Origin of the sequence: Clavibacter vidaverae (genome assembly GCF_047529985.1) — a bacterium.
Taxonomy (GTDB): Bacteria; Actinomycetota; Actinomycetes; order Actinomycetales; family Microbacteriaceae; genus Clavibacter; species Clavibacter nebraskensis_A.
This window is the reverse complement of record NZ_JBLJAM010000002.1, coordinates 240,090-261,517: the sequence shown is the minus strand read 5'-3', so window position 1 is coordinate 261,517 and position 21,428 is coordinate 240,090. Positions and strand designations below refer to the sequence as shown.

17 protein-coding genes are annotated in these 21,428 nt (G+C 71.8%); 11 read left to right on the top strand and 6 right to left on the bottom strand.

Annotated features, from left to right (window positions below; genetic code table 11):
* Position 1: 1 nt before the first annotated feature.
* Together ACMT9T_RS13895 and ACMT9T_RS13890 are read right to left on the bottom strand one after the other, a co-directional pair.
* A complete protein-coding gene (locus ACMT9T_RS13895; protein WP_116056023.1) occupies positions 2-409 on the bottom strand; it encodes a DUF485 domain-containing protein in 408 nt (135 codons plus the stop codon).
* A gap of 108 nt (positions 410-517) precedes the next feature.
* Positions 518-1,333, bottom strand: coding sequence for a CPBP family intramembrane glutamic endopeptidase (locus ACMT9T_RS13890; protein WP_414746105.1), 816 nt, complete (start codon positions 1,331-1,333; stop codon positions 518-520).
* A gap of 289 nt (positions 1,334-1,622) precedes the next feature.
* On the opposite strand from ACMT9T_RS13890, the gene ACMT9T_RS13885 reads away from it, so the two are divergent.
* The 3 genes from ACMT9T_RS13885 (at position 1,623) to ACMT9T_RS13875 (ending at position 6,360) form a co-directional block, all read left to right on the top strand.
* Positions 1,623-3,458, top strand: a complete 1,836-nt coding sequence (locus tag ACMT9T_RS13885; protein ID WP_414746104.1) for an ABC transporter family substrate-binding protein — start codon at positions 1,623-1,625, stop codon at positions 3,456-3,458.
* A 178-nt stretch (positions 3,459-3,636) separates the two neighbouring features.
* Entirely contained in the window at positions 3,637-5,163 is a 1,527-nt protein-coding gene (locus ACMT9T_RS13880; RefSeq protein WP_414746103.1) for an ABC transporter permease, read from the top strand.
* 18 nt (positions 5,164-5,181) lie between these two features.
* Positions 5,182-6,360, top strand: a complete 1,179-nt coding sequence (locus tag ACMT9T_RS13875) for an ABC transporter permease (RefSeq protein ID WP_414746102.1) — start codon at positions 5,182-5,184, stop codon at positions 6,358-6,360.
* A 53-nt stretch (positions 6,361-6,413) separates the two neighbouring features.
* On the opposite strand, the gene ACMT9T_RS13870 is transcribed toward ACMT9T_RS13875, so the two are convergent.
* Positions 6,414-7,019, bottom strand: a complete 606-nt coding sequence (locus tag ACMT9T_RS13870) for a PH domain-containing protein (protein WP_414746101.1) — start codon at positions 7,017-7,019, stop codon at positions 6,414-6,416.
* Positions 7,020-7,090: 71 nt separating this feature from the next.
* Here ACMT9T_RS13870 and ACMT9T_RS13865 point away from each other — a divergent pair, with 71 nt between their 5' ends.
* The 4 genes from ACMT9T_RS13865 (at position 7,091) to ACMT9T_RS13850 (ending at position 13,274) form a co-directional block, all read left to right on the top strand.
* Entirely contained in the window at positions 7,091-8,782 is a 1,692-nt protein-coding gene (locus ACMT9T_RS13865; RefSeq protein ID WP_414746100.1) for an ABC transporter ATP-binding protein, read from the top strand.
* Positions 8,783-8,879: 97 nt separating this feature from the next.
* A complete protein-coding gene (locus ACMT9T_RS13860; protein ID WP_414746099.1) occupies positions 8,880-10,733 on the top strand; it encodes an ABC transporter family substrate-binding protein in 1,854 nt (617 codons plus the stop codon).
* Between the two features lie 114 nt (positions 10,734-10,847).
* Positions 10,848-12,755, top strand: coding sequence for a translational GTPase TypA (typA, locus tag ACMT9T_RS13855; RefSeq protein ID WP_414746098.1), 1,908 nt, complete (start codon positions 10,848-10,850; stop codon positions 12,753-12,755).
* A gap of 6 nt (positions 12,756-12,761) precedes the next feature.
* On the top strand, positions 12,762-13,274 hold the full coding sequence (locus ACMT9T_RS13850) for a hypothetical protein (RefSeq protein WP_414746097.1): 513 nt from the start codon (positions 12,762-12,764) through the stop codon (positions 13,272-13,274).
* Positions 13,275-13,289: 15 nt separating this feature from the next.
* Here ACMT9T_RS13850 and efeB read toward each other — a convergent pair whose 3' ends face one another.
* The 3 genes from efeB to efeU form a co-directional block, all read right to left on the bottom strand.
* Positions 13,290-14,621, bottom strand: a complete 1,332-nt coding sequence (gene efeB / locus ACMT9T_RS13845) for an iron uptake transporter deferrochelatase/peroxidase subunit (protein WP_414746096.1) — start codon at positions 14,619-14,621, stop codon at positions 13,290-13,292.
* Entirely contained in the window at positions 14,621-15,829 is a 1,209-nt protein-coding gene (efeO, locus tag ACMT9T_RS13840) for an iron uptake system protein EfeO (RefSeq protein WP_414746095.1), read from the bottom strand. Before efeO ends, efeB begins: the two co-directional genes overlap by 1 nt.
* Before the next feature lie 95 nt (positions 15,830-15,924).
* Positions 15,925-16,827, bottom strand: coding sequence for an iron uptake transporter permease EfeU (efeU, locus tag ACMT9T_RS13835; RefSeq protein WP_414746094.1), 903 nt, complete (start codon positions 16,825-16,827; stop codon positions 15,925-15,927).
* A gap of 178 nt (positions 16,828-17,005) precedes the next feature.
* Here efeU and ACMT9T_RS13830 point away from each other — a divergent pair, with 178 nt between their 5' ends.
* The 4 genes from ACMT9T_RS13830 (at position 17,006) to ACMT9T_RS13815 (ending at position 21,332) form a co-directional block, all read left to right on the top strand.
* A complete protein-coding gene (locus ACMT9T_RS13830) occupies positions 17,006-18,364 on the top strand; it encodes a PIG-L family deacetylase (RefSeq protein WP_414746093.1) in 1,359 nt (452 codons plus the stop codon).
* Positions 18,365-18,404: 40 nt separating this feature from the next.
* On the top strand, positions 18,405-18,725 hold the full coding sequence (fdxA, locus tag ACMT9T_RS13825; protein ID WP_414746092.1) for a ferredoxin: 321 nt from the start codon (positions 18,405-18,407) through the stop codon (positions 18,723-18,725).
* A 5-nt stretch (positions 18,726-18,730) separates the two neighbouring features.
* Complete coding sequence (gene dapC, locus ACMT9T_RS13820; protein WP_414746091.1) at positions 18,731-19,843, top strand: succinyldiaminopimelate transaminase; 1,113 nt, start codon at positions 18,731-18,733, stop codon at positions 19,841-19,843.
* 163 nt (positions 19,844-20,006) lie between these two features.
* A complete protein-coding gene (locus ACMT9T_RS13815; protein ID WP_414746090.1) occupies positions 20,007-21,332 on the top strand; it encodes a citrate synthase in 1,326 nt (441 codons plus the stop codon).
* Positions 21,333-21,428 lie beyond the last annotated feature (96 nt).

The following is a 21,428-nucleotide window of genomic DNA, read 5'->3' as shown; positions in this document are numbered from 1 at the left end:
CTCACCGTCGTCCGCCCTTCCGGCGGGTCGGCGGCGTGGATCGACCCGGTCCCTCGAGCGCGACCCGCTCCCGCTCCTCCAGGTCGGCGCGGATCTCCGCGGCGACCGGGTCGAAGCGCGAGTTCGCCCGGCTCACGTACCAGGTCGTGATGGCGAACGTCGTCACGAACTGCCCGAGCCCCAGCAGGATCCCGAGGTTGACGTTCCCGATGACGGGCGTGGACATGAACTCGTGCGCGTAGTCCGACAGCAGCACGAACGCGAAGTACCAGACGAGGAACGCGACGGCCAGCGGGAAGACGAAGCCGCGGTGCGCGCGCTTCAGCTCCCGGAACCGGGCGGAGTCCTCGACCTCCAGGTAGTCGACGGCCGGCCGGGGGTCCCCGGTCGGATGAGCGGCGTCGCCCATGTGATCTCCTCGGGATGCGGCCGCACCTCGTCGTGCGGCGTTCCCAGGTTAGGCACAGGCGGGCCGGATGCGCCAGGGTCCCGCCCCCGCTCCGCGCGCGAACACCTGTCAGCCGAAGAGCCCCGGCATCAGCGCGAGCGCGACCGGGTATCCCACGAAGCTCACGACGTCGAGGATCAGGTGCGCCACCACGAGCGGCGCCGTCCGGCCGAAGCGCACGTAGCACCAGCCGAACACGACCCCCATGGCGACGTTGCCGAGGAAGGGCCCGTAGCCCTGGTAGAGGTGGTAGCTCCCGCGCAGCACGGCCGCCGCCAGGACGACGCTCCACATGCCGAGCCGCCCACGACCCCAGCCGAGCTCGCGCAACCGGGTGAAGAGGTACCCGACCACGATGACCTCCTCCTGCAGCGCGGCGCGGAGGGCGACGAGCACGAGCACGGGGACGGTCCACCAGTAGGAGTCGAGGGCCGTGGGCACCACGTCCACCGTGATCCCGAGGGCGCGGCCGGCGAGGTACAGGCCGAGGCCCGGCACCCCGATCAGCGCCGCGAGCCCGAGGCCCGCGGCGACGTCGCGCCCCGGTCGCGACAGGTCGAGCCCGATCCGCCGGAAGGCGCTCCGCCCCGGCTGCCACAGCAGGAAGAGCACGAGGGCCACGGGCACGAGCGCGGTCGCGACGTCGAGGAGCTGGTAGAGCAGGTCGAACACCTGCCGCTCGTTCAGGCTCCGGTTGATGGTCGCGCTCTGCGACCCGAGCGCCTCCGGCCGCGTCGACAGGTCGACGATCCGCAGCACCGAGTACACGGCGCTCGCGCCCAGCGAGAGCCCGAGCACGATCGCGATCTCGATCCGCAGCCGCGTCCGGACGGCTCGCCGGAGCGGCGGTCGGGGAGCGCGGGGGAGGGTGGGAGCGTCGGGCACGGGCCGATCCTAGGCGCGCGGTCCTGCCGGGCCGCCCGGCGGCCGGACGTGGCCGGTGCGGCTCCTGACGACGCGATCCGTCGCGGAGGACGGCGGGAACGCGCGATCCCGCCCGTCCGGGCGCACGGATCCCGACCCCCACGCGCGGATCCGCGCGTCCGCGTTACCGGTATGTAACGTTTGTGCCCAGTTTTTGCAAAGACTCCCAGCCGTACCTAGGGTCATTCATATCTGCGCGGTCGACCGCACGCACGGTGGGTCCGCGCCATTCCCATGCACAGGAGGAACCTTGAAAATCAGACGCCTTGCAGCGGCTGGTGCCGTCATCGTCTCCGGTGCCCTCGTCCTCAGCGGCTGCTCTGCGCCCGCCCAGGAGTCCGAGGTCATCGCCGGCACTGAGATCACCGTGGCCTGGAACGACCCGTTCCTCGAGTACAACAACCTGTCGGCGACCGGCAACGCCACCGCCAACACGAACATCGTGTACCTGACGAACCGTGCGTTCAACTACTACGACGACGGCCCGTCGCTCGTGAAGGACACCGACTTCGGCACGTACGAGAAGGTCTCCGACGACCCGCTCGTGGTGAAGTTCACGATCAACGAGGGCGTGAAGTGGAGCGACGGCACCCCCGTCGACGCCGCGGACATGCTCCTCAACTGGGCCGCGAACACGACGAACGTGAACACGACCGAGGACGTCACGACGAACGAGGACGGCACGGTCTCCACCGGGGACGACCAGGTCTTCTTCAACTCGGGCGCCGTCAAGGACACCCGCCTCGGCCTGGTCACCAAGACCCCCGAGATCGGCGACGACGGCCGCAGCCTCACCTACACGTACGACCAGCCCTACGTCGACTGGGAGGTCGCGACCGGCAACGGCGTCGGCGTCTCCGCCCACGGCACCACGCAGCTCGCGTTCCCCGACGAGAACCTCTCGCCCGAGGACGCCAAGAAGAAGCTCATCACGGCGATCCAGGACAAGGACGCCAAGGTCCTCGCCCCGGTCTCCAAGGTCTGGAACGACGGCTACCGCTACTCGGACATGCCGACGGAGCCGCAGAAGACCCTGAGCGACGGCGCGTACACGATCACCGACCTCAAGGCCGACCAGTACATCACCCTGACGGCCAACAAGGAGTACACCGGCGACAAGAAGCCGAAGTACGAGAAGATCACGGTCCGCTTCATCTCGGACCCGCAGGCGCAGATCCAGGCCCTCTCCAACGGCGAGGTCCAGATCGCGTCCGGCCAGCCCACGGCCGACCTCCTCCAGCAGGTCCAGGGACTCAGCGGCATCGAGTACAAGGGCCAGGCCGAGGGTACGTACGAGCACGTCGACCTCCAGGTCACCAACGGCGGCCCGTTCGACCCCGCGAAGTACGGCGGCGACGCCGAGAAGGCGAAGCTCGTCCGCCAGGCGTTCTTCAAGACGCTGCCGCGCGAGGAGATCCTCGACAAGCTGATCAAGCCCCTGCAGACCGACGCCGAGCTCCGCAACTCGAACGTCTTCGTGCCCGGCACGCCGAACTACGAGGCCTCGGTCAAGGAGAACGGCTACGCCGACCAGAAGGTCGACATCGAGGGCGCCAAGGCGGACCTCGCCAAGGCCGGGGTCACGGGCACGATCGACGCCCGCGTCATCTACGGCCAGGGCAACACGCGCCGCCAGCAGGAGTTCGAGCTCATGCGCCAGTCGGCCGCCCAGGTCGGGATCAACCTCATCGACGTGAACAGCGCGACGTGGGGCGCCGACCTCTCCAGCAAGACCGACTCGTACGACATCGCCCTCTTCGGATGGCAGTCCACGAGCCTCGCGGTCGGCGAGTCCGGCCCGAACTACCAGACCGGCGGCATCAACAACTACTACGGCTGGTCGAACCCCGAGGTCGACTCGCTGTTCAAGCAGCTGGACACGGAGACCGACACGGACAAGCAGCGCGATCTGCTCATCCAGGCCGAGACCCTCATCCAGCAGCAGGGCTGGACGACCCCGATCTTCCAGTTCCCGGGCCTCACGGCCTGGAGCGACACCGTGACGGGCGTCAAGCCGGCGTTCCTGTCGCCGACCTACTTCTGGAACTACTGGGAGTGGGCCCCGGCGCAGGCCGCAGCCAAGTAGCACGGAAGCAGTGAGCGCCGTCCCCTGAACGGGAGGGTGCGAGGGTGCCGAGGCCTCCTGGCCTCGGCACCCTCTCCATGTCCGTTGCCGATTCGTGATCCACGGATCCGGCCGCGTATGCTCTCGTCGGGTCGGGTCACGAGCCCTGGCCGAACACAGAAAGGGACGTCGTCGCCCTGTGCTTACCTTCGTCTTGAGACGCCTCGTCGCGTCGTTCTTCGTCCTCCTGGGCGCCAGCTTCATCATCTACAACCTGGCGGCCAACTCGGGTGATCCCCTCGGGGACCTGCGCGAGAGCCCGTCGCCCAACCGCGACGCGCTCATCGCCGCCCGGACCGACCTCCTCGACCTCGACGTCCCGTCGCCGCTGCGCTACTTCCTGTGGCTCGGCGGCGTTTTCAAGGTCTTCATCGGCCAGATCGACCTCGGCAAGGCCATCGACGGACGCGAGGTCAACGACCTCATCGCCAACGCCGCCGGCCAGACCATCCAGCTCGTGACGATCGCGACGATCATCGCCGTGCTCATCGGCGTCTCCATCGGCATGACGACCGCGCTCCGCCAGTACAGCGGCTACGACTACACGGTCACCTTCGCGTCGTTCCTCTTCTTCTCCCTGCCGATCTTCTTCGTCGCCGTGCTGCTCAAGCAGTACGTCGCCATCGGCTTCAACGACTTCCTCGTGAACCCGTCGATCCCGCCGGTCCTGATCGTCGTCCTGTCGCTCGTCTCGGGCTTCGTGTGGATGAGCATCATCGGCGGCGACCCGAAGCCGCGCCTCATCGTGTTCGGCTCCGCTACGGTCATCACCGCGGTCGTGCTCGTGTACCTGCTCGTCACGGACTGGTTCGCGCGCCCCGGTCTCGGCATCGTCCTCATCGGCGCCCTCGGGGCCCTGATCGCCGTGCTCATCACGTCGCTGTCTACGGGGCTGCGCAACCGCCGCGCGTTCTACTCGGCGCTCGGCATGGCCGTCCTCGGCGCCGCGCTCTGGTACCCGCTGCAGTACGTGCTGACCGTCTCCGCCCCGTGGTGGATCACGATCGTGCTCATCGTCGCGTTCGTCGTCGTCGGGGTCGTCCTCGGGTACGTCGTCGGGCAGAACGACAAGCCGATCGTCGCCCGCGGCGCCGGCATCACCGGCGGGCTCGTCGCGCTGCTGATCATCGTCGACCGCGTCATGCAGGTGTGGCCCGACTACGTGACCAACACGCGCGGTCGCCCCATCGCCACCGTCGGCGCCGTCACCCCGGGTCTCCAGGGCTCCATCTGGCAGGGCATGCTCGACAGCTACACGCACCTCCTCCTCCCCACGATCGCGATCCTCCTCATCTCCGTCGCGAGCTACTCGCGCTACTCGCGGGCGAGCCTCCTCGAGGTGATGAACCAGGACTACGTGCGCACCGCGCGGGCCAAGGGCCTGACCGAGCGCACCGTGATCATGCGCCACGCGTTCCGCAACGCGATGATCCCCGTTGCCACCGTCATCGCCTTCGACGTCGGCGGCCTCATCGGCGGTGCCGTGATCACGGAGACGATCTTCGCCTGGAAGGGCATGGGCTCCGTGTTCCAGGACGCCCTGACCAAGACGGACCTCAACCCGCTGATGGGATTCATCCTGATCACCAGCATCCTGACCGTCATCTTCAACATGCTGGCCGACATCCTCTACTCGGTCCTCGATCCTCGAATCCGGGTGAGCTGACACATGTCCAACGCACTGATGGGTAACCCCAACGACCCCCACAACGACCCGAGCCTCCCCGAGGGCGGCGCGAACTCCGAGCTGACCATCGAGCAGCGCGAGGTCGAGGGCCTCAGCCAGGGCACCGTCGTCCGCCGCCGGTTCCTCCGCCACAAGGGCGCGATGACCGCGCTCGTGGTGCTGCTGCTGATGGCGATCCTCGTGTACTCGTCGGTCGGCATCCAGTTCCTCGGCGTCCGCATCCCCGGCTGGTGGATGTGGGGCTACGAGGACGCGTCGCCCATCGTCAACGGCGGCAACCCCACGTGGGACCTGCCCTTCCAGTTCGGCGCGCACCCGTTCGGCCAGGACGAGATCGGACGCGACATCTTCGCCCGCGTCATGCGCGGCACGCAGCAGTCGATCGTCGTGATGGTGCTCTACGGGATCATCGCGGCGTTCATCGGCATCGTCGTCGGCGCCGTCTCGGGCTTCTTCCGCGGCCGCATCGACTCCCTGCTCATGCGCTTCACCGACCTGATCATCGTGATCCCCGTGATCGTCATCGCGGCCGTCCTCGGCCGCACCTTCGGCGGCCTCGGCGCGGTGGTGCTCGGCATCGTCCTCGGCCTCATCGGCTGGCCGTCGCTCGCCCGCCTGGTGCGCGGCGAGTTCCTCAGCCTGCGCGAGCGGGAGTTCGTCGACGCCGCCCGCGTCGCCGGCGCCTCCAACAGCCGCATCGTGTTCCGGCACATCCTGCCGAACGCCATCGGCGTCGTCATCGTGTCGACGACGCTGCTCATGAGCGCGGCGATCCTGCTCGAGGCCGCGCTGTCGTTCCTCGGCTTCGGCATCGTGAAGCCCGACGTCTCGCTGGGCCAGATCATCAACGAGTACCAGGGCGCCTTCGCCACCCGGCCGTGGCTGTTCTGGTTCCCGGGCCTCTTCATCATCATCATCGCGCTGTCGATCAACTTCATCGGCGACGGCCTGCGCGACGCGTTCGACCCGCGCCAGCGGCGCATGCCGGGCGGACAGGGCCCCTACAAGCAGATGTTCGCCATGCTCACCGGGCGGAACCGCCGCGAGCAGGGCCCGAAGGTCGGCTCCGGCGCCGAGGGCGTGCGCGTCCCGCCGCCCGTCGGATCCGCGCGACCGGACGCCCAAGCCGACGGCCCCGCCGACGGCCAGGCGCCCGACGGCGCGGACGGCCGGTGACGGTCGCCGTGACGGCCCGTCCGCGCACCCGCGGTCGGGCCGCCGGCCCGGTCTCAGACGAGGCCGGTCAGCACCGTAGCGACGACGAGCACCGCGAGCACGGCGATCTCGGCCCAGTGCGTGCGCACGCGCCGGGCCTCCTCCTCGACCGGGCCGCCCAGGTGGCCCGCCTCGCGGAGGTCGGCGAGGCGCAGGCGGATCACCGTGGCCGCGTCGCCGGAGTCGGTGCGCGGCAGGTCGCCACGGCGCGCGTCCTGCATCATGGCGCTGAGGTACGGCTGGATCTTCTCCTCCTTCGTCGTGATGTAGGCGTTCGAGTGCCGGCCGGGCGCCGGAGCGGCCCACGCCGTGACGCGCTCGTGCGCGGTCGTGATGTTCAGGGCCCACTTGGTGTCGACCTCGCGGATCGCGGGCCACGAGATCTCGTGCGTGCGGAGGACGTTGCGGATCTCGACGCCCTCGGTCGCGATGCGCACCCGCGGGTGCCAGAAGACGAGCCACGACGCGTAGGCCAGCATCACCGGGGCCCACACCGCCGTCGGCAGGAGGTCGGCCCGACCTCCGACCACGGTGCTCACGAGCACCAGGACCGCGATCGCCGAGACGATCACGGTCAGCAGGCGTCCGAACGACGGGCGGATGACGACGGGCTGATCCATGGCCTCATCGTCCCATGGCCCGCCCGCACCCCCCTCGACACCCACACTCCCAGCAGCCAGGAGGCCGCAGCATGAGCGCTCACGCGAACGGGGCGGACCCGATCGTCCCCATCCTCGAGGTCTCCGGCCTCGGCGTCGACTTCTGGGTCGGCGACGAGTGGATGCCGGCTGCCATCGACATCGACTACAAGGTCAACCCGGGCGAGGTGCTGGCGATCGTCGGCGAGTCCGGCTCGGGCAAGTCCGTCAGCTCCATGTCGCTCCTCGGCCTCCTGCCGAAGAACGGCCGGGTCCGGGGGAGCGCGAAGCTCAAGGGCGTCGAGATGGTCGGGGCCGACCAGGCGACGCTGCGGAAGGCGCGCGGCAACGACATCGCCGTGATCTTCCAGGAGCCGATGACCGCGCTCAACCCGGTCTACACGGTGGGCTTCCAGATCGTGGAGGCCCTGCGGGTCCACCAGTCGATCATCCCGTCGGTCGCCAAGGTGCGCGCGCTCGAGCTGCTCAAGCTCGTCGAGATGCCCGACCCCGAGAAGGCGTTCGACTCCTACCCGCACCAGCTCTCCGGCGGCCAGCGCCAGCGCGCCATGATCGCCCAGTCGCTGTCGTGCGACCCCGACATGCTGATCGCCGACGAGCCCACGACGGCGCTCGACGTGACGATCCAGGCCGAGATCCTCGACCTGCTGCGCAAGCTCCACCAGCGCCTCAACAGCGCGATCGTCATCATCACGCACGACATGGGCGTGGTCGCCGACCTCGCGACCAACGTCATCGTGATGAAGAGCGGCCGCATCGTCGAGCGCGGCTCGGTGCGCGAGATCTTCCAGTCGCCGAAGGACCCGTACACGAAGCAGCTGCTCGCGTCGGTGCCGCACCTCGGCACGGGGGAGGCCTCGCAGATCGAGGTCGCCGCGCGCACGACGGAGCCGGCCATCTCGCTCAAGGAGGTGGACATCGACTACCCGAAGCTCGGCCGCGTGCCGGCGTTCCGGGCGGTCACGGGCGCGTCCTTCGACATCCACCCCGGCGAGGTCGTGGGCGTCGTGGGCGAGTCGGGATCCGGCAAGACCACCATCGCGCGCGCCGCGGTGGGCCTGCTGCCCGTCGCGGGCGGCGAGCTCACGGTCGCCGGACGCCGCATGACCGGCATCTCGGCGAAGGACCTCCGAGCCGTCCGCCGCGAGATCGGCATCGTCTTCCAGGACCCGGGCTCCTCGCTCAACCCGCGCTGGCCCATCGGCCAGAGCATCGGCGAGCCGCTCGAGCTCTCGGGCCAGTTCTCGAAGAAGCAGCAGAGCGACCGCGTCGAGGAGCTGCTCGAGCAGGTGGAGCTGCCGCGCAGCTTCCGCAACCGCTACCCGAACGAGCTCTCGGGCGGCCAGCGCCAGCGCGTCGGCATCGCCCGGGCGCTCGCGCTGCGGCCCAAGGTGCTCGTCGCCGACGAGCCCACCTCGGCGCTCGACGTGTCGGTGCAGGCCCGCGTGCTGGCGCTGCTGCAGGAGATCCAGAAGGAGCTCCAGTTCGCGTGCCTGTTCGTGAGCCACGACCTCGCGGTGGTCGACCTCCTCGCCGACCGCATCGTCGTGATGAACCACGGCAAGATCGTGGAGCAGGGGCCGACCGAGTCGATCCTCCGCAACCCGCAGCACCCGTACACGCAGAAGCTCATCGCCGCGGTGCCGCTGCCGGATCCCGACCAGCAGAAGGAGCGCCGCCAGCTCCGCGAGGCGCTGCGGGACCAGCAGCCGCCCGCGGCCTGATCCGCACCGCACGACCCGGCCCGCCGTCCGTCGCACCCCCTCGCGGGGGCGCGCGGGCGGCGGGCCTCGTCGTGCCCCTCGCGTAGGATCGACGGCGATGGACAGCGACACGCGAGGCCCCGAGGCCGCTCGAACCCGGCGCCCGCGAGGGATCCGCCGGGCCGTCCGCGGCGCATCCGCCGCCGTCGCGCTGGCCCTCGTCGCGGGCCTCGCCGCCTGCTCGCCGACCACCGGCATCGTCGCCGACTCGGAGATCCGGGCCGCGCTGCCCACCTCGTTCACCTCCTACAACGCGGCCTCCCGCACGGGCGCGACCGACGGCAACCGCGAGATCGTGCACGCCACGAACTCGCGCTTCTCGGAGGTCTCCGCCGACGGGACCGTCGCGACCGACCCGGGGTACGGATCCGCGGAGGTCGTCTCGCGCGACCCCTTCACCGTGCAGTACACCGTCGCGGAGGGCGTGCGCTGGTCCGACGGCGAGCCCGTCGACGCCGCGGACCTCCTGCTCGCGTGGGCCGCCGGATCCGGCGCGCTCGACACCCCGGGCTTCGACGCGTCCGGCTACGTGGACGAGGCGACGGGCGGCTACACGGGCGCGCTCCCCGCGGAGACCGTCTTCTTCGACGCCGCGAAGGACGAGGCGCTCGCGCACGTGACCCGCACGCCCGAGATCGGCGACGGCGGCCGCTCCATCACCATGGTCTTCGACGAGTACACGCCCGACTGGCGGCTCGCCTTCGAGGTGGGGCTCCCCGCGCACAGCGTGGTGCAGCTCGGGCTCGACATGTCGAGCCCGGGTCGCGCGAAGCAGACGCTCGTGGACGCCGTGCAGGACCGCGAGCCCGAGCTGCTCTCGCCCATCTCCGACGCGTGGAACCGCGGCTTCGGCGTGGCGGAGATCGCCGCGCACCCGGACCGCGCGGTCGGCTCGGGGCCCTACGCGGTCGAGTCGATCGACCCGGGCGCCTCCGTCACCCTGCGCGCGAACCGGTACTACACCGGGCTGCACCGGGCCTCGGTCGAGCGCATCGTCGTGTCCACCATCGAGGATCCCGACGCCGCGGTCGCCGCGCTCCGGGCGGGCGACGTCGACGTGATCGCGCCCGAGGCCGACGCGGACGTGGTGGACGCCCTGGCCGACGTCGACGGCGCGAAGGTCGTCACGGGCTCCTCCGCGACGTGGGAGCGGCTCGACCTGCAGACGCTCGGCGCGCGGGATCCCGCCATGTCGGACGTCGCCGTGCGCACCGCCTTCCTCTCCACCGTCCCGCGGGAGGCGATCGTCCGCGCGGTCGTCGCGCCCGTGGATCCCGACGCCACCACCCGCGACTCCTTCGTGCTCGCGCCGGGCGCCGACGGCTACGACGACCAGGTGCGCGCCAACGGGTCCAGCCGCTTCGACGAGGTCGACGTCGACGAGGCCCGCCAGCTCCTCGCGTCCGTCGGCCAGGCGGCGCCCGAGGTGTGCGTGCTCTACGACCCCGCCGACCCCCGACGCGTCGCCGCGTTCGAGGCCATCCGGGACTCCGCGCAGAAGGCCGGCTTCGTCGTGACCGACTGCTCCACCCCGCAGTGGGAGAGCGTCCTCGACCAGCCGGGCGCGTACGACGTCGCGCTCGTCGGCTCCGCGGACGCCTACCCGTCCGTCGCCGCCATCCGCCAGGCGCACGAGGACCGCGCCGACGCGCGCGACGGGCTCGCCACGGCCGACCCCGACGTCGCGTCGCTGTTCGCGTCCCTCGGCCGCACCGAGGACGACGACGCGCGCGGCGAGCTGCTGCTGCGCCTCGACCGCCGCATGTACGGCGATCGGACCGGCCTCCCGCTCTACCAGCGGCCCGCGGTCGCGGCCATGCAGGGCCGGGTCGGCGGCGTCCAGGTGTCGCCGCACCAGGCCGGGATCCTCGACGACGCCTGGCGCTGGACCCTCTCTCCCGCCGCTCCCTGAGACCGGGTTGCGTCGGCACGGTAGGCTATGGGTCGCTGGGAATAGCAGACGGCGGCTCTTCGCCCTCCTCCCTTGATGACAAGGCCGGCACCCTCTCCACTGAAGGACAGCACTATGGCGCTAGTCGCGCGCAACGACCTCCGCAATGTGGCCATCGTGGCCCACGTGGACCACGGCAAGACCACCCTCGTCGACGCCATGCTCAAGCAGACGAACTCGTTCGACGCCCACTTCGAGGGCGAGGACCGGATGATGGACTCGAACGACCTCGAGCGCGAGAAGGGCATCACGATCCTCGCGAAGAACACCGCGGTGCTCTACAACGGGAAGCACGCGGACGGTTCGCCCATCGTCATCAACGTGATCGACACCCCGGGCCACGCGGACTTCGGCGGCGAGGTCGAGCGCGGCCTCTCGATGGTCGACGGCGTCGTGCTCCTCGTCGACGCGTCCGAGGGCCCGCTGCCCCAGACGCGCTTCGTGCTCCGCAAGGCGCTCGAGGCGAAGCTCCCCGTGATCCTCCTGGTCAACAAGACCGACCGCCCCGACGCGCGCATCGACGAGGTCGTGGCCGAGAGCCAGGACCTGCTCCTCGGCCTCGCGTCCGACATGTCGGACGAGCACCCGGACCTCGACCTCGACGCGATCCTCGACGTGCCCGTCGTCTACGCGTCCGGCCGCAACGGCGCCGCGAGCGACAACAAGCCGGAGAACGGCGAGCTGCCCGACAACGAGGACCTCGAGCCCCTGTTCAAGGCGATCCTCGACCACGTCCCCGCGCCGACCTACGACGACGAGCACCCGCTCCAGGCCCACGTCACCAACCTCGACGCGTCGCCGTTCCTCGGCCGCCTCGCCCTCCTCCGCGTCTTCAACGGCACGATCAAGAAGGGCCAGCAGGTCGCCTGGGTCAAGCACGACGGCACCGTCAAGAACGTGAAGATCACCGAGCTCCTCATCACGAAGGCGCTCGACCGCTTCCCGACCGAGTCCGCGGGCCCCGGCGACATCGTCGCCGTCGCCGGCATCGAGGACATCACCATCGGCGAGACGCTCGCCGACCCCGAGGACGTCCGCCCGCTGCCCACCATCACGGTGGACGACCCGGCCATCTCGATGACGATCGGCACCAACACCAGCCCGCTCATCGGCAAGGTCAAGGGCCACAAGCTCACCGCGCGCATGGTCAAGGACCGCCTCGACCGCGAGCTCATCGGAAACGTGTCCATCAAGCTGGTCGACATCGGCCGCCCGGACGCGTGGGAGATCCAGGGCCGCGGCGAGCTCGCGCTGGCGATCCTCGTCGAGCAGATGCGCCGCGAGGGCTTCGAGCTCACCGTCGGCAAGCCGCAGGTGGTCGTCAAGCAGGTCGACGGCAAGGTGCACGAGCCCTACGAGCACCTCACGATCGACTCGCCCGAGGAGTACCTCGGCGCGATCACGCAGCTCCTCGCCGCTCGCAAGGGCCGCATGGAGGGCATGAGCAACCACGGCACCGGCTGGGTCCGCATGGAGTTCGTCGTCCCGTCGCGCGGCCTCATCGGCTTCCGCACCGAGTTCCTCACGATCACGCGCGGCGCCGGCATCGCCAACGCCGTGTCGCACGGCTACGAGCAGTGGGCGGGCGAGATCACCACCCGCGTCAACGGCTCGATCGTCGCCGACCGCGCGGGCGTCGCCACGCCGTTCGCCATGGTGGCCCTGCAGGAGCGCATGTCGTTCTTCGTGGAGCCGACCCAGGAGGTCTACGAGGGCATGGTCGTCGGCGAGAACTCGCGCGCGGACGACATGGACGTCAACATCACCAAGGAGAAGCAGCTGACCAACATGCGTCAGTCCACCTCCGACTCCTTCGAGCGCATGACGCCGTCGCGGAACCTGACGCTCGAGGAGTGCCTCGAGTTCGCCCGCGAGGACGAGTGCGTGGAGGTCACGCCGGAGTTCGTGCGGATCCGCAAGGTCGAGCTCGACGCCAACGCCCGACAGCGCAAGACGTCGCGACTGAAGAAGCAGAACGCCTAGGTCGTCATGACCACGACGAGCCCGTCCGTCAGGTCCCTCCGCAGGAGGGGGCTGGCGGCCGGGCTCGTCCTCGTCCCGGGGCTCGTCCTCACGGGGTGCAGCGCGGTCGGCGACGCCGTGCGCGACGCCGCCCACGAGGGCGCGGAGCAGGTGCGGCACAGCGTCGAGGACGTGGTCGGCGACACGCTCGGCAAGGTGCAGGTGTCCACGGACGGGCGCCTGCCCGAGTCGTTCCCGGCCGACGCCGTTCCGCTGGCCGAGGGGAAGCTGCTCGGCGGCGGAGCGGCGCCCGAGGGCGCCGGCTGGGTCGTGCAGGTGGCGGTGCCGGACGTCGCGGGCGGGTTCGCCGACGCGCGGGCGCGGCTCGAGGCGGCCGGGTACGCGGCCGACTCCGACGTCGCGGGCGACGCGACGAGCGGGTACGGGCGCTTCACCGCGGACGCGTGCACGGTCATCGTCACGGTCTCCGCCGACCTCGGCTCGCCGGTCGCGACCTACGTGGTGCTGCCCGCCGCCTGATCCGCCGACGGCCGGTCAGGACGCGAAGAGCGTCTCGCCGACGTAGCCGTCGCGGCTCGCGCCCGGCGGCACCGCCCAGATCCCGCTGCCCACGTGGCGCAGGTACTCGTTCATCGCGTCGTGCGCGAGGCTCCGCTGGATGGGGATGAACTGCGTGCGCGGATCCCGCTGGAACGCGAGGAAGAACAGGCCCGCGTTCAGCCGCCCCAGGTCGTCGTTGCCGTCGACGAAGTTGTAGCCGCGCCGGAGGAGCACCGCGCCGTCGTTCGCGTCCGGGTGCGCGAGCCGCACGTGCGACGCCTGGTCGATGAGCGGGGCGCCGCCGCGGCCGGTGGCGGCGAAGTCGGGAGCCGTGTGCTCCTCGCCGCCGCTGAGGGGCGCGCCGGATCCCTTCGTGCGGCCGACCACGCGCTCCTGCTCGCGGAGCGACGAGCGGTCCCAGGTCTCGATGGTCATGCGGATCCGGCGGGCGACGAGGTAGGAGCCGCCCCGCATCCACGCCTCGGCGGGTGAGGATCCGGCGTCGGCCCAGACGTGGTCGTCGACCTGGCGCGTGTCCTCGGACTTGACGTTCGCGGTGCCGTCCTTGAAGCCGAACAGGTTCCGCGGCGTGACCTGCGCGCGGCTCGTGGACGACGTACGGCCGAAGCCGAGCTGCGACCAGCGGATGGACGCGCGGCCGAACGCGATGCGCGACAGGTTGCGGATGGCGTGCACGGCCACCTGCGGGTCGTCGCTGCACGCCTGGATGCAGAGGTCGCCGCCCGTGGCCTGCGGCACGAGCGCCTCGCCCGGGAAGCGCGGCAGGTCGACGAGCGCGGCGGGCCGGCGGTCGGCGATGCCGAAGCGGTCGACGCCCGCGGCCGTCGTGAACAGCGACGGGCCGAGGCCGAACGTGATGGTGAGGCCCGCGGGCGGCAGGTCGAGCGCCTCGCCCGTGTCGTCCGGCGGGGAGTCGTAGGGGCCGTCGACGGCGCCGAGCGCGCCCGCGGATCCGCCCGCCGTCATGCGCGCGGCCGCCGCGCTCCAGTCCTGGAGGAGCGAGACGAGGCCCGCGCGGTCGATGTCCGCGACGTCGAAGGCGGCGAAGTGCAGGCGGTCCTGGGCGGGCGTCGTGATCCCGGCCTGGTGCGCCCCGTGGAAGGCGTACGTGGATCCGCCCGCCGCCTGGCGCGCACCGGCGAAGGCGCGGTCGGCCATCACGCCGCCGGCGGATCCCACGAGCCCGCCGCCGAGCGCGCCCGCGCCGAGGAGGCCGAGGATCCCGCGGCGGGAGATGCCGGCGGGCGCCGGGGTCCCGGAGGCTTCCGCGTCCTCGGCGCGCGCGCCGTCGTCGTGGTCCGTCATCAGCCGACGAGCGTGCCGGTGAGCTTCGACAGCGGCTCGGCCAGCGCGTTCACCCCGTCCGCGAGGCCCTTGACCTGGTCGGTCGTGAGCTGGTCGTAGCGCGTGAAGCCCTTCTCCAGGGATCCGTACGCCGCGAGGTCCTGCTCCAGGGACGCGAACCGCGCGTCGAGCGTGGCGACGAGCTGCGCGTCCTTCGGGGCGACGATGTCGCGGACGCCCTCGTACGCGACGCGCGCGCCCTCGAGGTTCGCCTGGAAGTCCCAGAGGTCGGTGTGCGACCAGATCTCCTCCTCGCCCGTGATCTTGCCGGACGCGACCTCGTCCATCAGGCCCACGGCGCCGTTGGAGACCGTGGAGATGTCGACGGAGAAGCCGTCCGCGTGCACGGCGTCGTAGAGCTTCTGCGTGTCGGCGGTGAGCTCCTGGGCGAAGTGCGCGCGGTCCGCGGCGCCGAGCGGCGCGTAGACGTCCCCGCCGTTCGCGGCGGGCGCCGGCTGCCAGAGGTCCTTCTCGATGCGGTGCCAGCCGGTCCACTCGGTGCCCGGTACGACGTCGGCCTCGCGGAAGTCGATCTCCGGGTCGAGGTCGCCGAACGACTCCGCGACCGGCTCCACGCGCTCGTAGTAGGCGCGGGCCGTGGGGTAGAGGGCGCGCGCCCGGTCATCGTCGCCCGCGAGGTAGGCGTCGGCGAACTCCTGCGTGGCGGGGAGGAGGCGCCCGATCTGGTCCTTGACGTAGGCGAGGTACGCGGCGGCGGCGTCCTTGCCCTGCTGCTCCGCGTCGCCCGCGAGCGCGACCTGGTCGCCCGTGACGGTGAAGGGCGCGCGGCCCACGCCGTCGCCCACCATGCCCGGCTTGCAGACGGTGTAGTAGCTGCCGGGCTGGGCGGTGAGCACGAGGTCGCGCTCGATGCCGGGGCTCACGTTCTCGACCTCGCCGACGATGCGGAGGCCGTCGTCCGCGAGCAGGTAGAACTCGGTCACCTGGTCGGTGGAGTTCGTCACGTGGAACGAGACCGTGCCGCTCGGCGCCGTCGCGGCCGAGACGGTGCACGCGTCGGCGGAGCTGTCGACCGTGAGCTTCGTGACGCCGGACGCCGCGGCGGCGCCGTCGCCGGTGGATCCCGCGGGCGCGTTCGCGACGCAGCCGCTGAGGGCGAGGGCGGCGCCGGCGAGCAGGGCGGCGGCGGGGAGGGTGGAGCGCTTCATGGGTCCTCGTGGGGGAGCGGGCCGGCGGTGCCGGGCGGTGGATCGAGCGGGGAGCTGAGAGGGGGAGCGGGGAGCGGGGAGCGGAGGGCGGGCGGTCAGCAGGCGGCGGGCGCGTCGGCGTCGAGGTCGGCGTCGGCGAGGCGGGCCGCGGCGCCCGCGGGAGCGGGAGCGGCCGCCGGGGCCGGCCGCGCGCGTCGGCCGCGCCGCGCGAGCGCGAGGTAGGTCGCGAGCGTCGGTACGACGTACAGCACCCACGTGATCGCCTCGAGCCAGGTGGTGGCGGGGGAGAAGTTCACGGTGCCCTTGAGCAGGGTGCCGTACCAGGATCCGGGGGGCACGGCGCCCGAGACGTCGAACGCGAGCGCGTCGAGCCCCGGCAGGATGCCCGCCTCCTGCAGGTCGTGCACGCCGTACGCGAGCACGCCGCCGGCCACGACGATGAGCAGCGCGCCGGTCCAGGTGAAGAAGCGGGCCAGGTCGATGCGGAGCACGCCCCGGTAGACGAGCCAGCCGAGCGCGACCGCCGTGACGAGGCCGAGGGTCGCGCCGACGAGCGGCATCGTGGTGGCGCCCGTGGCCTGCACGGCCGACCAGAGGAACAGCGCCGTCTCGATCCCCTCGCGCCCGACGGCGAGGAAGGCGACCGCCACGAGCCCCCACGCGGCGCCCTGGATCGCCCGGTCGACGGCGCCCTGCAGCTCCGAGCGCATGTCCTTGGCGGTGCGCAGCATCCAGAACACCATCCACGTGACGAGGCCCGTCGCGACGATCGAGAGGGACCCGCCGATGGCCTCCTGCGCCTCGAACGTGAGGCCGTAGGCGCCGTAGGTGAGGATCGCGCCGACCGACAGCGCGAGGAGGACCGCGAGCCCGACGCCGAGCCAGAGTCGGCCGAGCACGTCGCGGCGGCCGATCCGCACGACGTAGGCGATGAGGATCGTGACGACCAGCGCGGCCTCGAGGCCCTCGCGCAGGCCGATCAGGTAGTTCGCGAACACGCGTGCGCCTCTCCGGGCGGCGGACGCGACGGGGCGCGTCCTATTGCTGGTGTGGGGAAATGTAGGTGAGGCTTGCCTTACCTCGTGCACAGTAGCGCGGGGGCGGATGCGCGTCCAGTCGCGCTCCCCGGCCCGGGCGCCCAGCATCGCCCGCGCGGGCCGCGGCTAGGATCGCCGGATGATCCCCGGCACGTCCCGACGCCCCGATCGGGCCGCCCGCACCCGCCCTCCCGAGCGCGAGCACGTGCTCTTCGTGCACGCGCACCCCGACGACGAGAGCATCGTCACGGGCGGCACCATCGCCCGCCTCGTGCGCGACGGCGTGCCGGTCACGGTCCTCACCTGCACGCGCGGGGAGCGCGGCGACGTCATCCCCGAGGACCTGCGCCACCTCGAGGGCGACCTGCGCGCGCTCGCCGACCACCGCGAGACCGAGCTGGCCGACGCCATGGCGGCCCTCGGCGTCACCGACCACCGCTTCCTCGGCGACGCGGACGCGCGCTGGCGCGGCCTCGAGCCCCGCCGCTACGTCGACTCCGGCATGGAGTGGGGCGAGGACGGCGTGCCCGTGGCCCTCCGCCCGCTGGATCCCGACTCGCTGTGCGCGGGCGACGAGGCCGACGAGGCGCGCGACGTGCTCGCCGTCATCGCGGACGTCGACGCCACGAGCGTCATCACCTACGACGACCACGGCGGCTACGGCCACCCCGACCACGTGCGCACGCACGTCATCGCGACCTGGGCGGCCGAGGAGGCCGGGGTGCCCGCGTACCTCATCACCACGACCGCGTCGTCGGCCCGCGAGGCGCACGAGCTCGTCGCGGCGCGCGGCCGGTTCCCCGCGCCCGACGCGGATCCGGCCGGCACCCTCGTGCTCGCGGACGACGAGGTCGACCTCGCCGTGGACGCGTCCGAGGTGCTCGACCAGAAGATCCGCGCGATCGCCGCGCACCGCACGCAGACCGTGGTCGACGGCGACCAGTTCGCGCTCTCGCACGGCATCGGCGCGCCCATCGCGCCCGTCGAGATGTTCCGGCTGCACCGGCCCGTCGGCACCGCGCCCGACGACGGCGTCCCGCGGCCCCCGCGCGGCGCCCAGCGCATCGGCACCGCGCTCGCCTCCGTCGTCCTCGGGGTCCTGGTCGGCACGGTGGGCACGGCCGCCCACCGCGCGACGGTGCCCGTCGGCGGGATCGCGCTGCCGGTCGGGCTCGTGCTCGCCCTCGTGACGCTCGCCTGCCTCCTGGTCGCATTCCGCCTGCTGCTCGTCGACCGGCTCCACGCGCTGTGCCTCGGGCTGGGCGTGGTCGCCGCGGTCGCGGTGCTCGGCACGCGCGGCCCGAGCGGATCCGTGCTCTTCCCGGACGACGGGATCAGCCAGGTGTGGGCGGTCGCGCCCGCGATCCTCGTGGCGGCGGTCGTCGTCTGGCCCCGGTTCGCACGGCGCGCCCCCGGCGTCGGAGCGGGCCCGGATGCCGCGCCCGCCGCGGGATCCGGCGACCGGGCGACGGCCGGGACGCCCTCGCGCGCCGCGTAGACTCGATGGGCCGCACCGCTCCCGGAAGGACCCGCCCGAAGTGACCTACGTCATCGCCCTGCCCTGTGTCGACGTGAAGGACCGCGCCTGCATCGACGAGTGCCCGGTGGACTGCATCTACGAGGGCGAGCGGTCGCTCTACATCCACCCGGACGAGTGCGTCGACTGCGGCGCCTGCGAGCCGGTGTGCCCCGTCGAGGCGATCTACTACGAGGACGACCTGCCCGACCGCTGGAGCGACTACTACACGGCGAACGTCGAGTTCTTCGCGGAGATGGGCTCGCCCGGCGGCGCCACCAAGGTCGGCGTCACGCATTCCGACCACCCCGTCATCGCCGCGCTCCCGCCCCAGAACGGCTGACGCGCGTGGCCCTCGGCGAGCTCCCCGACTACCCCTGGGACCTCATGGCCCCGTACGCCGAGCGGGCCGCGCGCCACCCGGACGGCATCGTCGACCTCAGCATCGGCTCGCCCGTGGATCCGACGCCGACGCTCATCCGCGACGCGCTCGCCTGGGCGACCGACGCGCACGCGTACCCGACCACGGTCGGCACCCCGGAGCTCCGGCAGGCGATGGTCGACTGGCACGCGCGTCGCCGCAACGCGACGCTCGGCGCCGACCAGGTGCTGCCGACCATCGGGTCGAAGGAGATGGTGGCCTGGCTGCCGTTCATGCTCGGCCTCGGCGAGGGCGACGCGGTCGTGCATCCGACCGTCTCGTACCCCACCTACGCCATCGGCGCGGCGCTCGCGGGCGCCGAGAGCGTGCCCGCCGACGATCCGGCGGAGTGGCCCGCGCACACGCGCCTCGTGTGGCTGAACTCGCCGGGCAACCCCGACGGCCGCGTGCTCGGCGTCGACGAGCTGCGCGCCGCGGTCGCCCGCGCGCGCGAGCTCGGCGCCGTCATCGCGAGCGACGAGTGCTACGCCGAGCTCGGCTGGGAGGGGGAGTGGGCCGACGGCCCGACGCCCTCGATCCTCGACGCGCGCGTCGTGGGCGACGACCACGCCGGCGTCCTCGCGCTCTACTCGCTGAGCAAGCAGTCGAACCTCGCCGGGTACCGCGCCGCGCTCGTCGCGGGCGACCGCGAGCTCATCGCCCGGCTGATCCGCGTCCGCAAGCACGCGGGGCTCCTGCCGCCCGCGCCGCTCCAGCACGCCATGACCGTGGCGCTCGGCGACGACGCCCACGTGGGCGCCCAGCGCGAGCTGTACCGCGCCCGCCGCGACGTGCTCCGCCCCGCCCTCGAGGACGCCGGCTGGCGCATCGACCGCAGCGAGGCCGGCCTCTACCTCTGGGCCACGCGGGGGCGCGACGCCTGGGAGGGCATCGCCGAGCTCGCCGACCTCGGGATCCTCGCGGGCCCCGGATCGTTCTACGGCGACGCGTCGCCCGAGCACGTGCGCCTGTCGCTCACGGCGACGGACGAGCGCGTCGGCGCGGCGGCCGCCCGGCTGCGCCAGGCCGCGACCGCGTAGCACGACCTCCAACGGATCGCGCCCGATGCTGGCGGAGGCGACAGTGTCCCGGTCGGCCCTTTAGGCTGTAGTCGGCTCGGATCCCGACGCCGCGACGGCGCCACGAGCGCCGCTCGGCGCGCATCCCCTCCGGGCCATCCACCACCAGACTCGAGGAGGCGCCGTGACCGATGGCGGGCAGCAGGCGGACGACCAGCCCAAGGCGGAGGAGCGGCCCACGGCCACGCTGACGTACCCCGGCGGCCGGGTGGAGTTCCCCATCCTCCCCGCGGTCGACGGCGCGTCCAGCATCGACATCTCGACGCTCACCAAGAAGACGGGCCTCACGACGCTCGACAACGGCTTCGTCAACACCGCGTCGACCCGCTCGGCGATCACGTACATCGACGGCGAGCAGGGCATCCTCCGCTACCGCGGCTACCCGATCGAGCAGCTCGCGCGGAACTCCAGCTACCTCGAGGTGGCGTGGCTCCTCATCCACGGCGAGCTGCCGACGGCGGACGAGCTGGGCGGGTTCGAGGAGGACATCCGCCGCCACACGCTCCTGCACGAGGACTTCAAGGGCCTGTTCCGCGCGCTGCCGACCAACGCGCACCCCATGTCGGTGCTCTCGAGCGCCGTCTCCGCGCTGTCCACGTACTACGAGGACTCGCTGAGCGTCCACGACCCCGAGCAGGTCGAGATCTCGACGCTGCGCCTGCTGGCGAAGCTGCCGGTCATCGCGGCGTACGCGCACAAGAAGAGCCTCGGCCAGGCGTTCCTCTACCCGGACAACTCGCTCGGCTTCGTCGACAACTTCCTGCGCCTCAACTTCGGCAACAACGCCGAGCCCTACGAGGTCGACCCGGTGGTCAGCCGCGCGCTCGAGCGCCTGCTGATCCTGCACGAGGACCACGAGCAGAACGCGTCGACGTCGACCGTGCGTCTCGTCGGATCCACCGAGGCGAACATGTTCTCCTCCGTCTCCGCGGGCATCGGCGCGCTCTTCGGCCCGCTGCACGGCGGCGCGAACGAGGCCGTGCTCTCCATGCTCGGCCGCATCCGCGACTCCGGCGAGGGCGTCGACCGCTACGTGGAGCGCGTGAAGAACAAGGAGGACGGCGTCCGCCTCATGGGCTTCGGGCACCGCGTCTACAAGAACTTCGACCCGCGCGCCCGCCTCGTCAAGGAGAGCGCCGACGAGGTGCTGGAGGCCCTCGGGATCCAGGACCCGCTGCTCGACATCGCCAAGGAGCTCGAGGCCGTCGCGCTCGCGGACGACTACTTCATCGAGCGGAAGCTCTACCCGAACGTGGACTTCTACACGGGCGTCATCTACAAGGCCATGGGCTTCCCCACGCGCATGTTCACGGCGCTGTTCACCATCGGGCGCCTGCCCGGGTGGATCGCGCACTGGCGCGAGATGAACGAGGACCAGGCCACCAAGATCGGCCGTCCGCAGCAGCTCTACATCGGCCAGGGCGCGCGCGACCTGCCGCCTCGCGGTTAGCCCCGCCCGCACGACGGAGGCTCCCGAAGAGGGGGCGTCCGGAGGCCCCGGATCCGTGTACCCGCGCGGATCCGGAGCCTAGACTCGACTGGATCG